This is a genomic window from Variovorax sp. DAIF25 (genome assembly GCF_050711835.1).
GTDB lineage: Bacteria > Pseudomonadota > Gammaproteobacteria > Burkholderiales > Burkholderiaceae_C > Variovorax.
On the sequence record NZ_CP136637.1, the window covers coordinates 2,344,108 to 2,359,530 of the forward strand.

At 67.6% G+C, this 15,423-nt stretch carries 8 protein-coding genes; 4 read left to right on the forward strand and 4 right to left on the reverse strand.

The window, feature by feature from the left end; all coding sequences use genetic code 11:
* The first annotated feature begins 40 nt into the window (after nt 1–40).
* Nucleotides 41–3,895 (forward strand): patatin-like phospholipase family protein, encoded by a 3,855-nt coding sequence (locus R0232_RS45280; protein WP_431513711.1) that lies wholly within the window; start codon nt 41–43, stop codon nt 3,893–3,895.
* Between the two features lie 4 nt (nt 3,896–3,899).
* Here R0232_RS45280 and R0232_RS45285 read toward each other — a convergent pair whose 3' ends face one another.
* Nucleotides 3,900–4,748: a peptidoglycan-binding domain-containing protein gene (locus R0232_RS45285; protein WP_431513712.1), complete on the reverse strand. Its 849-nt coding sequence runs from the start codon at nt 4,746–4,748 to the stop codon at nt 3,900–3,902.
* Between the two features lie 383 nt (nt 4,749–5,131).
* On the opposite strand from R0232_RS45285, the gene R0232_RS45290 reads away from it, so the two are divergent.
* The 3 genes from R0232_RS45290 (at nt 5,132) to R0232_RS45300 (ending at nt 10,654) form a co-directional block, all read left to right on the forward strand.
* Nucleotides 5,132–6,517, forward strand: coding sequence for a hypothetical protein (locus R0232_RS45290; protein ID WP_431513713.1), 1,386 nt, complete (start codon nt 5,132–5,134; stop codon nt 6,515–6,517).
* Between the two features lie 111 nt (nt 6,518–6,628).
* Complete coding sequence (locus R0232_RS45295; protein WP_431513714.1) at nt 6,629–7,807, forward strand: cell wall hydrolase; 1,179 nt, start codon at nt 6,629–6,631, stop codon at nt 7,805–7,807.
* A gap of 21 nt (nt 7,808–7,828) precedes the next feature.
* Entirely contained in the window at nt 7,829–10,654 is a 2,826-nt protein-coding gene (locus tag R0232_RS45300; RefSeq protein WP_431513715.1) for a peptidoglycan-binding domain-containing protein, read from the forward strand.
* Nucleotides 10,655–10,713: 59 nt separating this feature from the next.
* Here R0232_RS45300 and R0232_RS45305 read toward each other — a convergent pair whose 3' ends face one another.
* Genes R0232_RS45305 through R0232_RS45315 form a run of 3 tightly spaced genes read right to left on the reverse strand, consistent with a single transcriptional unit; the run spans nt 10,714 to nt 15,150 of the window.
* Nucleotides 10,714–13,107: a CHASE2 domain-containing protein gene (locus R0232_RS45305; protein ID WP_431513716.1), complete on the reverse strand. Its 2,394-nt coding sequence runs from the start codon at nt 13,105–13,107 to the stop codon at nt 10,714–10,716.
* Between the two features lie 7 nt (nt 13,108–13,114).
* On the reverse strand, nt 13,115–14,413 hold the full coding sequence (locus R0232_RS45310) for a FecR domain-containing protein (RefSeq protein WP_431513717.1): 1,299 nt from the start codon (nt 14,411–14,413) through the stop codon (nt 13,115–13,117).
* The gene (locus tag R0232_RS45315; RefSeq protein WP_431513718.1) at nt 14,413–15,150 is read right to left on the reverse strand and encodes a response regulator transcription factor; all 738 of its coding nucleotides are present in this window, start codon (nt 15,148–15,150) and stop codon (nt 14,413–14,415) included. The genes R0232_RS45310 and R0232_RS45315 overlap by 1 nt, the downstream gene beginning before the upstream one ends.
* Between the last annotated feature and the right edge of the window lie 273 nt (nt 15,151–15,423).

A 15,423-nucleotide genomic window follows, 5' to 3' on the forward strand; every position in this document is an offset into this window, starting at 1 on the left:
GCGCCTGGATCCGATCATCCTCATCGAGGCGGAGGTGAACATGGAGAAGGAAAAGTCCGTCGAACGCCTGGACCGGCTGGTGGAGCGTCGACGCAGGCAACTGGCGCGGGCACGAGGCGCGAATGCGGCGGGCAGGGAGAGTGCCCCGCAAGGCAGTGGCGAGATCTGGGGACTGGCCTTGTCCGGGGGAGGAATCCGCAGCGCGACTTTCTGCTTCGGTGTATTGCGTGCGCTGGCGCAGCACAAGTTGCTTCTGCGCTTCGACCTGCTCTCGACGGTGTCGGGCGGCGGCTACGTGGGCGGGATGCTCGGCAGGCTCTTCGACCGGGCGACGGCGCCGGACGACGTCGTGAAGGTCGAGGATTCGATGGCCGGCGCCGAGACGCGCAGGTTCGGATGGTGGTTGCGCTCCAATGGCCGATACCTCGCGCCCGGCGGTGGCGCCGACCGTCTGTTCGCGCTGGCGCTGTACATGCGCAATCTCCTCGGCATTCACGTAGAGCTCGCGCTCGTCGGCCTGCTGATCGGCCTCTTGATCACCGGCTTCGATCTCGGCGTGTGGGCGGTGCTGGACCGCATGGGGTATGCATCCTCATCCGTGTTCGATCATCTTCGCGGCCTCGAGCCGTGGTTGCCCACAGCCTGGTTGCTCGCGCCCATTCCAGCGGCGATCGCGGCGCGCTACGCCTTGGCCTATTGGCAACTGCCCTGGGCCACTCGATCGGATGGGGCCGCGCTCGCCTGGTGGTGGGGCGTCGCCGCGTCGGCCCTTGGCGTCGCGAGCTTCATGTACCTTTACTGGTTCCCACGCAGCGCCGCCATCGCCCAATCCTTTCGCGACGCCATCGCCGCCGTCATCCTGGCGATCTGGCTCGTCGGTCTTTGGGCCGTGCCATTGGCGCGAAGCATCGGGTTGCGGGAGGGGTCGATCGACCGGGCGAGGAATGCGATGACCACGAGCCTCGCCACCTGGGGCATGCTGACTGCAGCGGTGCTCGCGGCGGGAATCGTCGATCGGCTGGCCTGGCGGGTCGCTTTCGAGGCCTCGCTGACCCTGGACCTGGGGCTTGCGCTGGGCTTAGCGGCAGTGCTGCTGCGCGGCATCCTGCCCGCGATCGCCGCCTCCGGCACGCGGGCTCCCCGAATCTCCGCGTTCGCCGGCACGGTGGCGCGCTTCGCCGGCATCCTGCTGGCATTCGCGCTCCTGGTGTGGTGGATCGCGGTGATCCACAAGACGATCGCCAGCACCGTTTTTACGGACAGGGAGCTCACGTTCAGCAATGCGCTGGCGCCGATCCTTCTCGCTTCCGTGATCCTGGGCGCGTACATGCTCTTGTCGGGGTCGAACCTCGAATTCCTGAATCTATCCTCGCTGCATGCCTTCTATCGCGCGCGGCTCGTCAGGAGCTACCTCGGAGCGGCCAACGGCGCGCGCTTCGACAGGCCGCCGCTCGATGGCGCCCTCGAGTCGATGGAGCGATGGGCGCATACCGCGCCCGTGGGTTCGAACGTCGGTGAAGTTCACGGAGACGACGACAGGTTTCTCAAGCACTACAAACCGCAGCGTTTCGGTGGTCCGATCCACCTGATCAACGTCTGTATCAACCAGACTGCCGATCCCAAGGGCGCACTCTTCAATCAGGACCGAAAGGGCCTGTCGCTGACCATCGCTTCAGGCGGACGCTCGCAGGTCAGCCAGGAAGGCTGGACCGTGAGCAGCGGTCTTCGCGAAAGAGGACTCGGAACCTGGATGGCGGTGTCGGGTGCGGCAGTCTCCCCGGGGCTCGGATATCGGACCAGCCGAGGTCTTTCGGCGCTTCTGACCTTTGCCGGCATCCGGCTCGGCTTCTGGCTCACCGAGGCGGCACGAAACGGCAGAGCCGCGGGATTCCTCGCCCTCGGAAAGACGCGAGGCCTGCTGCGCGAGACCTTCGGCATCTTCGACGGGGCTCGCGGCAAGGACTGGTTCCTGTCGGACGGCGGCCATTTCGAGAACACGGGGGCCTACGCGCTGCTGGCGGAGAGGGCCAAGGTCATTGTGCTCGTCGACTGCGGTGCCGACCCCGAGTACCAGTTCCATGATCTGGAGAACCTCGTGCGTCGGGCGCGCATCGACCTCGGCGCCGACATCAAGTTCCAGAGACCCGTCTTCTCGAGTGCCACGAACGCCGTCGAAGCGCAGCAGCAAGCTCCTGCGGGATGGCCGTCGCAAATGACGTATTTCGGCTCGCTCAACGATCTGGTGTCGCCGGACAGCACGGCCTGCCTGGCGATCGCCAAGGTCGAGTATTCGGAAGACCGATCCCAGGGGTTGCTGATACTGATCAAGCCCAACATGTGCCAAGGCCTGGGCATGGACCTCATCAACTACAAGGCGCAGTGCCCCGACTTTCCCCAGCAGAGCACCGGCGATCAGTTCTTCTCGGAGGCCCAGTGGGAAAGCTATTTCCAGCTGGGAAACTTTCTCGCGGAGAAGCTCGAGCCGAAATTTCTGAAGTCGCTGATCGCGGATCCGGGCCTCTACTTCGAAGAGGATATCTTCCCCGTCAAGGGCAAGGATTCGGCGGCGACGCCCGAAAAGCCCAAGGAAAGCGCGGACTCGAAATCGGGCGCCGAGGACAAGGAGAAGACGCGGCGTCTACCCACCCGCATCAACGTTGCGGCGGTGGGTGCAACCCTGGGCCTGGGCGCCGCTGCCACGGTGGGCATCTCGCTGTGGCAAGCGCTCGACAGCGCCCGCGTGGCCGAAGCGAATCAGGTCAAGTCGCGGCGCGAGGCCATGAAGGAGCTGACGGAACTGTGGTCCAGGCTGCCTCCTCTTCCCGTCGATCAAACGCTGCTGGCGGAGGTGAACCAGGCCCGATCGGAGGCCTCCGATATCCGCACGGGCAATCTGGAGCGTGGTGCTTCGGATCCGTATTCGGCACTGGCGGCGGCGGTCGTTCGAACCTCCGACAGCCTGTGCCCTGGGGACGAGGCCGGATGGCTCAAGCGGTCCGAACTCGGCAATCACATCGTGACGACGGCGGTCTCCGCCTGCCAGCTCCTGGTCACTCCCAAGACGCCGGCATGCATCGCACTGCTCGAGGCCGACAATCCCACGGTACGGAGCAATCTCCCGGGCTGCCTGCGATACGACGACAAGTTGCTTCCAGCGGCGCAGGTCAGGTACTGGGGCTACGACTACACGATGGATGCGGCCGTGGGAACCATGCACCCCTGCGATCCGCAGCTGGCCAAGCTCGCGGAGGATGAAAAGCTCCATGAGAGAGAAAGAGCGAAGCTGAAGCTTCGCCAGGCAGGAGATCGACCGGACACGCAAAAGCCGTGCAATTGGCAATCCTCGCCTGTGAGCAGCCCGCCGCCGACAGACACACCGAAACTTTCCACGGAGTCCGTCTCGGAGGTGCAGCCGACCCAGCCACCACTTCCTTCCGCGTCTCAACCGGCGAGTGCTTCCGCACAGCCTGCATCCTCCGCCGCTTCGGCTGCGAATCGGCCGAGCAACCTGCCCGCGATAGACAGCAACATCTGCCGCCGCAAGACGGTGTACGTGCAGATCTACGGGCCTGCGCAGCGCGATGCCGTGAGGCAGTTCCGACCCGTATGGCAAGCCCTGGGGGCGAGCGTTCCTCCGATCGAGAACGTCAACGATGCGGCAAGGCGCGCCGGCAGGCCCGATCCGAAACCGGTCGGCTCGACCATCGTGCGATATCACGACGAGGACAGCCGTGCCTGTGCCGATGCGATCGCCCAGAACGCGTCAGGCAATGAGAAGCCTCCCAACTGGAAGGTCGAACGTCTGTCCGCGCGGCTCCAACCGACACCCGGAAACATCGAGGTATGGATCGCGCCCGACGATCCAATCGTCGCGAAGCCTGTGCTGACGCAATAGGCGGTCACGCAGGCCAGGCAACGCCGAGTTTTCGCGCTGTGAGCGGGCCCGTGTCTCCATCGGCGACCAAGCGGTTCTGTTTCTGGAATGCATGAACAGCGGCAACGGTGTGCGGGCCATATTCGCCATCGATCGCTCCGGGATAGAAGCCGGCCTGCTTCAGTGCGCGTTGTACGGCCTTGACCAGCGGCCCCGACATGTTGGGCGATTGCAGGGTGAGGATGAACGGTAGCGGCTTCGGCGTGACGTTCACGTTGTTGGCGCTGTACTGGACTCCGGGAATCTGTGCGTAGAAGTGCCAGATGCGTCCTTCGACCTTGCCCCGTTTGACGCCCAGCCCTTTTCCGGCCGCCTCGACAGTTCCACCATTTCCATCTGAAATCGCCACGTGTCCCATCTGTTTCGGCATGGGAGGTCTGCGAACCAGTATGACGCCGGGCGTGCTGTTTGCCACGGCCTTCGTGACTGGGGTGAGCGTTCCGTTTTCGGCGTCCCGGACCCACGAGCCTGAATAGGCTTCCGTGGTGGCGGGATTCCCTCGGTTGTCGGTACAGCCGTAGAGCTCTCCCGTGATCTGGAAGACGACCCACGACGCGAACTCGGCGCAGTCCCAAGGGCCAGTCCATTTGGAATTGTCCTTCGGAACGAGCACATTCTCGTATTTATCCCCGATGCGCTTTTCGGCCAGCTTCAGCAAATCTTTTCCGGTTGCCATCTCTTCCCCCTTCGCGTGGTTGATGAAAAGTCCGGTCGATCGATGATCCGGTGTTGCGTGCAGGTCGGTGGATCGCTCGGGACGGCGATGGTGCAGCAATGCCAATTGGCTGTCCATCATCTGGATCAGGTATGACATGGGAATGTCATGTTGCGCGAATCGAGTTATTGCAATGGGACGAAATTTCGAAATACGTTGACGATGAATGGATCGGCGGCAACGAAGCCCTCGGGAAAGTCATGGATCGCCTTCCTCCAAAGGTGAGGGCGCATCCCTCAAACAGGGGATGCCCGCGCAATTAGGTACTGCTAAAAGCTACTCAAAATTCGAGGAGCGGAAGAATGCAATGCCAAGCGCGACCTGGTCCGAGCGGCCACGGCTTTCCGTTGGGATTTCGCAGATCGAGGCGACTTCGGATCGTCGCATTGGCTTGCGCCGTGCTATTGGCAGGCTGTGCCACCCTTTCTCCCCAGATCTATTCCGACGATCTGCTTCTCGACGCTTCGCGGAATTCCGAAACCTTGTCGTACGCAGACGCAAGGAAAGACGCGGAACAGGCGATCCGGCGCTATATCGCCGCTGTTCAGGAACTGTCGAGCTTCAACCCCCGCGTGGGAGCCGCCTTGATCCTTTCGAGCGCGGTCGCGGTGATCAAGGGCGTCACGAACCCCTCGGGCTCCGCGCTCGCCAAGGTTGCGGTCGGGGGATCGGCGGGTGTGGCCTACGGCAGCACGCTCGTGTCGAAGCAGCGCGAGGAAATCTACATGGCTGGCGCCAGTGCATTGAATTGCGTCATCGCCGCGAGCGAGCCGTTCAATGTCGCGGCGTCGACGTCGGGCACTTGGGACGCGTCGCAGCAATCGATGAACGCGCGTCTCGCAGAACTGCAGGAGTTGCTGCGCGTCCATGCCGGTGCCATCCGGGACACGGCGCTCGCCGCGGCACCGGCGAGGGCACAGCCGCAGAGCTGCAAGGCGGAGCCCGCGCCGAACTGCAACCTCAAACCCGAGAGCCTGACGGCGATGACGACCGAGGAAAGGAGCCGGCTCACCACGTCGTGCCTGGCGGCAAAGGCGACGAGGGATCAGGAGTGCGCCGTGCCCGGCAAGAAGACGACGACGGTATTGACGGCCGATCCGGTCTTGCAGCGAACGGTTGGTCGTGCCGACGTGGCGGTCGCGGATGCCCTGGCTCTGGATGCCAGGGTGAAGGCGCTGCGCACCAGGATCGCTGGCGCGGCCAGCGACCTGCGCTTCCGATCGAGAGAGATCCAATTCAATGTGGGCAGGGAGGTCTCGAAGACCGTGCCGGACATTGCATCCTTCCTGGCCGCGAGCGAGAAGATAAAGACCACCGCCCTTGCGATAGGCGGCCAGGATGCGTTGAAGCCCGTGCCGAGCGTCGCCCAAAGCGGGTCGATCGGCGGTAAGTCCAGGGCGCGGCCGTTCGATGCGAAGGCACGCAATCTCGAACGGGAGATCGCAAAAGCCACGGAGTACCTGGCCGCCGCGACGATGGATCTGAGCAAACTGGTCGGTCCGATCCTTCTGGAGGTCGACAAGCCCAAGGCGACCTGCAAGCTGCAGGTGCCGGGGCGCACACTGACCCTCGTGCCGGATCTGGAGGAGATCGAAGTGCCGGCCGGTTCCCAGCAGACCTTCTACGTGATGGGCGCAGGCGAGGGCCTGGCCTGGTTCGCAACGAGCCGCGGAGGGGGAAAGCCCGGAACGATCAAGCCGGGCGATGAGAGCGGAAAGAGGTCGTTCATCTACACGGCACCGGCGGAAGGCGCGGCGCCCCAAGGCGACCAGATCCTTTTCACGGATCCTGCGGGTCCGTCGAGAACGGTCAACGTCAAGATCGTCGCGCCGTTGCAATCCGCTCGAGTTCCGGCGGTGAAGTCATGAGAGGCAGCAAGAAGCCCTCAATGAAAGTTTTCACCGCTGCGCACCCGTGCAGGCTGGCGGGCGCGGGCGATGCCCTCCTCAAGCCAGGCTCCAGCAAGAAAGGGGGCGCGCATGTGGCCAACGGTTGAGAATTCGGCACGCGGCCGCCCGGGCGAAGGAGGCACTCTCGGCGCCATCCTGCGCGACCGGCGGCTTCCGCACCGGCTCTACGCGCTGACGGCTGGACACGCCGTCGGGGCCGATCCCGGCACCACGGCCGGAGACGTCATCGCCTTCGCGGATTCTTCCGGGCAATTGCAATTCGCGGGAGGATTGGTCGATTGGGCGCCGACTTTCCCTCCCGACGCGACGACCGGAGCGGTGGACGCGGCGATAGTGCTCGTGGCGCAGGAAGACCTGCGGGACCTCGCGATGCAATCCGCGCTCTGGCCCGTCGGTGCCGCGATCGCGCGCAGCGGTGATGCGCTGCGACTGCTGACGAGCGATCGGGGGCCGGTCGACGGCAGTGCGCAGAACAGTGTTGCGGTGTCGGTGCGCGTCGAGGCGGGCGGTCCGGCATACACGCTGTCGCCAGTGCAGGCCTGGTACGCACCGGGCGGGACGCAGGGAGGCGACAGCGGAGGAGCGGTCTGGAACGATCAGGACCAACTGGTCGGCATCCACGGAGGGATCCGGCTCGGCGATCCCGCGCAGCCCTTCTTCATCCCGATCGACACGATCCTGCGCTATTTCAACGCGGACCTGGTCGTGAGGGACGAGTTGTCGAGCGCTCTTGCGCCGGTCCGCGGCCGGCGGCCCCTCGCGAGCGCCGTCGAGCGTGCGCCGGTCCAGCCGGTCCCGCCGGTCGTCGCGTCGAAGCCATCGCCGTTCGACGATGCCCACGCCGAGATCCTCGCTCGCACCATCTGGGGCGAGGCGCGTGGCGAGAAGGAACCGGGCATGCGCGCCATCGCCTTCGTCGTGCGCAACCGGGTGCAACGCAGAAGCTACTGGGGCTCCGACGTCGCCAGGGTGTGTCGCTATCCCTCGGCTTTCAGTTGCTGGAACCCGGGGGATCCCAATCTTCCGCTGCTGCAGGCGGTCGGCGCGAACGATCCCTGGTTCAGGTCGGCGTTGACGATCGCCACCCAGATGCTCGCCGATGCCCGTGCGGGAGTCAGCGCACAGGACCCCACGAACGGGGGAACCCACTACCACGCGAGCAGCCTGGTGCCGCCGCCATGGTGGACGGAAGGCCACGCCATCTGCGCGCACATCGGAAAACACGTCTTCTACAACGACGTCAAGTGAGGCAGCCAAATGGACATGCGAATGATTGAGGTGGCGCTCGGCTTGGCGCTGATCTTTGCGTTGACCAGCCTGCTCGTGACAGCCTTGCGCGAACTCTGGGCGTCGGCCTGGGGATCCCGCGGCAAGGTGCTGCAGCAGGCCCTGACTTCCTTCCTGGGCGACAACAAGGTGCTCGCGAGCGCGCTGATGGCGCATCCGCTGCTCACTTCGTTGAGCAAGAAGCAAGAAGGTGGAACGCCGTCGTACATGGGGGCCGACATCGTCGTGACCTCGCTGATCGCTTCGCTCGTGGAGACCTGTCTTCAGGGCGTGCGCCCCGCAACGCCCGCGAAGTTTCTCGATGGGGTGCGCGAGTTTCTGGACACGCCCGCGAATCGGGGCGATGCGCAGGCAGAGTTCGCTGCGGACGGCTCCGGGGTTCGAAGGGCTTTCGTTCCGAACCCCAAGCTGCTTCGCGCGATGCGCAGCCTGATCCATGGCGTGGAGAACGATTGGCCCGGCTTCGAAGCACGGCTTTGCGCCTGGTACGACGCCGTCACCGAGCGCTCGATCGGGTGGTTCAAGCGAAAAAACCAGGTCACCCTGCTGATCTTCGGCTTCGTCGTTGCCGCGGCCGCCAACATCAACCCGATAGCGATCGCGCCTCGACTCTGGCAAGACGCACCGATGCGACAGGCGCTTGCCGCGGCGGGAAAGACCGCGGGCGAAGAATTCGCGGCAGCCAACGCCTCGAACGGCGCGGACATCGATGCCGCCGCGCTGAGAGCGGCCCGCTCGGCGATTGTTCCGGCGCAGGCCGAGGAAAAGAAGAGGCACCGCAGTTCGGTCGAGGAAACCGAGCGCAGCCTGCAGGCATTGAAGCTGGCCTTCGAGCAGGTGTTGGACAAGCCAGGTGCGTCGGCTTCCACGCCGGTGTGGCGAGAGGCCTACGACGGCTACCAACAACTGCTGGCCCTGCGCTCGGCGCTCGATGCCACGCGTGTTCCCGAGAGTGGGTCGTTCCGCGGCATACGTCGGCAGCTCGAGGCCGATGCCAACGTCGATGCGCGCATGAAGGCACTGGAAAGCGTTTCGACGGCGGGCTTTCAGTCGCTCGTGACGACGCTGCGCAAGGCGATGGATGCCGAGAAGAGGGCGCAGTCTCGACTGCTGGGCTCGGTCGTGGATGCCGGGTGCAGGCAGGACACGGTCCTGCCCGGGAGCGACAGGGAAGTCGAGAGTTTCTGCGAGCGCCTGGATGCCATGAACTCGCTGAAATCCATCGGCTTGCCCATCGGTTGGGAGCCGTTCATCGCACCCCAGGTGTTCAAGTCCCGATGCGTGCAGAGCTCGGACTGCTGGGATGCAGAGCGGGTGGGAAATGCCTTGCTCATCGCGATCGGCTGGCTCATCACGGCGGTGGCCGCCAGCCTGGGCGCTCCATTCTGGTTCGACCTCCTGAGCAAGATCGGCAAGCTGCGCGCTTCCGGCGCCAAGCCGTCCGAGGTGGAGGACGCGGGGACCGTGCGAACGCCACCGGGCGGCTCCACCATGGCCCTGCCTTCGGAGCCGCCGGACGAAGGTGGCGGGGATGGTGGAGCGGCAGACGCAGGCACCCACGCAGACGATGGTGGCGCAAAGCCCGGCCCGAAGCCGGAGGCGCCAACCGAAGCGGACCAGGGACCGGTGATCAAGGGGCCGAGTCCCCACGAGCAGCAGCTCGTGGTCAGCGAGGTGCGGCGGGTGCAGATGGCGCTGGGGCTTCTCGGCGCACAGCTCAGCGGGCAGTTCGATGCAGCCACCCGCCAGGCGATCCTGGAGTGGCAACGCGCCAAGGGCTACGGCGAGACCGGTCAACTGACGGAGATCCAGCTCGACGAGCTTCTGAGCATGGCACCCGGTGCAGCGGCCAAGCTGTTGCCGCGCAACGTGCCCGCATCCGTTTCACCTCCCGGCAACGGAGGGGCGAATGGAACCATGCCGCTGCTGCAGGGTATTGCGTCGGGTGGCCGCGCCGTTTCGCTTGAAGAATTGGGGACCCAGAAGGGGCTCGCGAGGGAAATCCAGACGGCACTCGCCGAGATCGGACTGCTCGATCCGCCCGCGGACGGTGTTTTCGGACCCGTGTCGCTCTGGGCATTGCGAGAATTCGGCAAGGCGATGAATGCCGCCCCGGCCGAGATCGTCGATGCCGGATTGGCCGAGATGCTGCTGTCCAGCGAGGCAAGAGCCCTGTATCCGATCGTGCTCGACCACTCGCCTGCGGGCCGCACGGCGGCCGCGATGCTCAAGAAGGGCTACTGGCTGTGCCGGCACCCGGACGCCGTCAACATCGTCTACGTCGAAGGCATGAAGCGCGATGGCACACCCAACGCGAACGAACCGAACCGGTTCAACGATCTGCGGACCTTGCTGCGCATCGCGCCGGGCGGCAAGGCCGAATGGGTCGGCTGCTGGGAGGCCTCCACCGAGCCCGGACTGGTCTACACGATGAAGCCGCTGGACGGCACCCCCGGGGTCGCACGAATCGCCCTGGGGCAGTTCAAGGCATGGAGCGTGGGCTTTCACAAGGGAACGCAACCGGCACTCGTGCAAACCGCGCCCATCGTCATCTATCGCGATCTCGACAAGAACTTCAGGCGCGACGAGGGCGAGCGCGTGTCCATCGCCTCGTCGATCAATCAGCATTCGGGCTACGACGCGCCGGACAACAACGTCGGGAACACGAGCGCCGGGTGCCTGGTCGGACAGTCGCGCGCCGGGCATTCGGAGTTCATGGCGCGTTGCGAGCGGGATGCCCGCTACCAGGCCAATCACGGCTATCGCTTCATGACCACGGTGCTGGAAGCGGCCGAGCTGGGGCATTGAGGCCAAGACAGCCGCGCGCATCTGCGAACTGGACGCTCGCGGGTCGCTGCGGCATCGGCTCAGCGCAGCTCCCGCCGCAGCGGCAACAGCAGCCAGAACCGCGTACCCGCGCCCGGCGTGCTCTCGCCCCCGAGCTGCCCGCCATGCTTTTGGACCACGGCCCGCACCACCGCGAAGCCCAGCCCCATGCGCCGCGGCGCGGCAGCGGTGGAGGAATCGGGATCGGCGCGCGGCGTGGCCACGGGCTCGGGTGCGAACTGGGCGCGCTGCCCGCGCGGCGCATGGAGCAGGGCGTGCAGCTGCGCGGGCGTCATGCCCGAGCCCTGGTCGGCGATGGTGATGCGCACGCGGTCCGGTGCGGCGTCGGGGGTGGCGGATTCGAGGTCCATGCGCAGCTCGATGCGCGCGCCCGGCGCGCTGTGGCGGATGGCGTTGTTCAGCAGGTTGACGATGGCGCGCGTGAGCAGCGAGCCGTCGGCGCGCACGAGGGTCTCGTCGGCGTCGTCGAGACGCGCATCGATGCGCACGCCGTTGGCCTGCGCGTAGTGCCAGGCCTGGTCCCGGGCATCGAGCAGCACGGCGCCCACGTGGGTGTCGGCGAAGCGGTAGTCGTCCGACTCGGCCTGCGCGAAATCCATGAAGCCCTCGGCCAGGTCGAGGGTGCGCTTGGCCTCGCGCCGGATGGCCTTGCGCATGTCGGCGGTGCTGGCCGCGTCCGGGTCGCCCTCGTGCATGGACAGCAGGCTCAGGATGGTGACCTGCGGGCTGCGCAGGTCGTGCGAGAGAAAGCGCCGCCATTCGTCGCGCTGCCGTTGCGCCTCGCGCTCGGTCGTGAGCTCGGGCAGCATGACGACCCAGCCGCGGTCGTCGGGCGCGTCCGCGCCGAAGGCGGCGGCCTCGAGGCGGAACACGCGCGCGTCGGCGGTGGTGTATTCGTCGCGCAGCCGGATCGTCCAGTGCAGCCGCGCCGAGCCCGGGGCATCGGCCTTCGCGGCCGTCGCCATCGGCGCGATCAGTTGCGGCAGCGACAGGCCGCGCAGCGCATCGGGATCGCTGTCGCGCTGCGCGAGCTCGCCGCCGCCGAGCAGGCGGGAAGCGGCCGCGTTGCCCGAGGCGATACGGCCCTGGTCGTCGCAGATCAGCATGGCGACGGGCATCGCATGCATCGCCTCGTCCATCAGCTTCTGCATGCGCTGCACGCGCGCGATGGCGCGGTCGAGCGCCTGCTTGGGATGCACCACCGGATCGCCCGAGAGCGCGGGCGGCGTGGGCATGACCTCGAACGCGCCGCTCGGGATGGCATGCAGCACCCGTGCGCGCTGGCGCAGGTAGGCCAGCTGCGACTCGAGCCGGCGCCAGCTCCACAGCAGGTAAAGCAGGAACAGCCCGGCGATCGGCGCCGCGGGCGGCAGCCACCAGTGCCAGCCCAGCATGGCGATGCCGCTGGCCAGCAGGCAGGCGACGGCGAGGCCGAAGGCGATCGGCAGCGCATGGCGCTGCAGGCGCACCAGCAGCCACAGCGCGATCCACAGCGGCACGACGGTCCAGGCCGCGTAGCCGGCCGGCGGCAGCAGCGCGACGTTGCGCGCGTTCATCAGGTCGTCGATGGCGTTGGCATTGACCTCGATGCCGGGCAGCACGCCGCGCATGCCGGCGTTCGGCGTCAGGGTCTGGTCGCCGAGGCCGGGCGCGGTGGCGCCCACGAGCAGCAGCTTGTCGCGCAGCAGCTCGGCGGGCACCTCGCCGCGCAGCACGCTGACGTAGGGCACCGTGCGGTAGCTGCCGCGCGGGCCCGCGAAGACCAGGCGCAGCGGGTCCTGGCGCAGCCAGTCGCCGGGCCGACCGGCCTCCGGCGACGGCGGCGGCGGCACCCGCCCGGCGATCAGTGCGCCCACGTAGGGCTGCAGGTGGCCCGCGTAGCCTTCGCGCAGGTAGAGCGTGCGCGCCACGCCGTCTGGATCGGGCGCGAGGCCGGCGTGGCCGAGGCCGCGCGCGCGTTCGGCGAAACGCGGCAGCGGCGCCAGGAAGCCCGGGTGCGTGCCTTCGTCGAGCGCGTCCGGCCCCGCATGCGCCCCGGCATGCAGCAGCGGCAGGTAGACCGGCAGCAGGCCCATCGCCTCGGCCAGCCGCGCATCCTCGCGCGGATCGGTGCTGGGCTCGGTCAGGAACATGTCGAGCAGCACGGCGCGCGGCGCGGCCGGCGCCAGCCGCTCGAGCAGGCGCGCATGGATCTCGCGGCTCCAGGGCCAGCGCCCGAGTTCGCCGAGGCTGCGTTCGTCGATCGCGATGATCAGGATCTCGGGCGCCGCGGTGTGCGAGGCGAGGATCAGCAGCCGGTCGTGGATGAACGCATCCATCTGCAGCAGGCCGGGCCGCTGGGCCAGCACCAGCATGGCCAGCGGCAGCAGCAGCGCCATCAGCAGCCGTTCGACGACGAGCCGGGTCGAGGGCATGACGGCTTCAGCGCGCCGGGATCTCGAAGCTGCCGCCGAAGCCGGCGGCGCCAGCCTCGCCCTCGCCCACGGGGCGCGCGCGCCAGTGGTAGCGCCCGCCCAGCACGAAGGGCCCGACCACCATGCCGGCGACATGGGCCGCGGGCTCGTCGATCAGCAGCACCGAGAAGTCGGGGCCGCGCGAGAGTTCGAAGGCATAGCGCTGGCCCGCGGCGCCCGGCCAGCGGATCTCGACGCGGCCATCGGACAGCAGGGTCGCGCTGCCGCGGCCCGTGTCGGCGCCGGCGGCCGCGGGCAGGTAGACGGTGCTGTCGCCCGGCAGGCCTTCGAGCTGGTTCGCATCGAAGGCGGTGAGGCGCAGTTGGTAGAAGCCGGCCTCGAGGTCGGCCGGCGCCGTGAAGGCCGGGGCCTCGCCGCGCTGCTCGTGCACCGGCAGCAGGAAGCGCTCGTCGCGCGCGAGCTGGAGGCGATAGCTCTGGGCACCGGCCACCGGCTCGAACTGCAGCGCGCGATCGGCGCGCGGCGCGTTCGAGGCGAGCAGCTGCGGTGCCGGCAGCAGCGTGCGCGCCTGCGCGCCGGCGCCGTCGAGCAGCACCGCGCCGCTGCCGGCGCGCAGCACCAGCGGCGGTTCGGCGCCGCCGCGGTCCTGGCGCACCACCACCTCGCCCTCGATCACCTCGCTGGCCAGCGTGCCGTTCTCGTCGCGCACGCGAAAGTGCGTGCCGCGCACGCCGAGGCCCATCGAGCGCGCGCGGATCTCGAACTGCTGGCCCGGCTGCTGCTTCTGCACCTGCGATTCGACGCGGCCCCGGATCAGCCGCAGCTGGATCGTCTGGGTGTCGATGGCCTGCACCTCGAGCGCGCTCTGCGACGGCAGCACGACGCGGTTGCCGCCGGGCAGGCCCAGCGTGACGAAGGCATCGGGACCGGTGACCAGCACGTCGCCCGGCAGGATCGGGGTGCCGGGCGCGAGCACCTGCTCGGGGCCGCCCGGGCGCTGGCGCGAGGCCCGGCCCTCCACCGCCGCGACCACGGCGGCGCCCTCGGGCACGAGGCGGCCGTCGGCGAAATACAGCAGCTTGCCCGGCTGCAGCAGCCGCGGCTCGCCGACCTGGTTGCGCTGCTGCACCTCGGGCCAGCGCAGCGGCGTACGCAGGTGCTGGTTCGAGATGCCCCAGAGGGTTTCGCCGGGCTGCACCACGTGGGGCGACTGGGCCATGGCCAGCGGCGCGCCCAGGCCGGTGCAGACCGCGAGCGCGCCGGCCAGGCGCCGCGCGAGCCGGGTGGCGGCGCGCCACGGCGCCATCAGGATTCCACCTGCTGCAGGGCCTCGAGCCGGTAGCCGCGGCCGTAGACCGTGCGCAGGCTCAGGCCGCGCGCGGCCTCGAGGCCGAGCTTGTTGCGCAGGCGGTAGATGTGGCTGTCGAGCGTGCGCGAGGGCAGCTCGTCGCTGCTGTAGCCGGCGCTCTCGAGCAGGTGGGCGCGCGACACGATGCCGCCCAGGTGCTGGAACAGCGTGAGGGCGAGGCTGAACTCGCGGTCCGACAGCGCATGGCGTTCGGGCGCCGCCGCCTCGCCCGGTGCCGGATGGATCAGCACGCTGTGCGTGAGGCGCTCGAACTCCCAGCGGCCGAAGCGCTCGCCGGGCGAGCTTTCCACCGGCGCGCGGCGCGCCATCAGGCGCTGCACGCGCGCGCGCAGCTCGAGCGGGCGAAACGGTTTGACGATGTAGTCGTCGGCGCCGAGGCTCAGCGCCTCCACCACGTCCTGCTCGGAGGCGCGCGAACTCAGCATCAGCGTGGGCACCTGGTCGGCCTGCCAGGTGCGCAGCCAGCGCAGCAGCTCGACGCCGGCCAGGCCCGGCACGTTCCAGTCGAGCACCAGCAGGTCGAAGCTTTCGCGCCGCAGCACCTGCTGCAGCGCGAGGCCGTCGGAGAGGGCCGTGCAACTGACCGTGGTGTCGCCAATTGTTAACAACTGCTCCAGTGTCCGGACCAGGTGTGACAGCTGGTCGGGGTCGTCTTCGAGGATGGCAATGCGCATGGTCCGAGAGGTAGCGAGGCGATTCTGACAGTGAATCCCGACGCGAAATCTGACGAATTCACGCAGGCGAGACGCCACGTCCCATTGTTTGCAATTGCAAGAAAGTAGTAAAGAAATTCACAAATGCGGGCAGAAGCTTTCTGCAAATCTGACCAAACCTCGCGCGCCGGTCTCGCCCGGCAGGGCCCCTCGACATCATCCGCCGCCTGTGCAGCGAACAAGCGCTGCCCTCCCATCACATCGCCGCCCTTCGGGCCCCAGCCATGGGCCAGG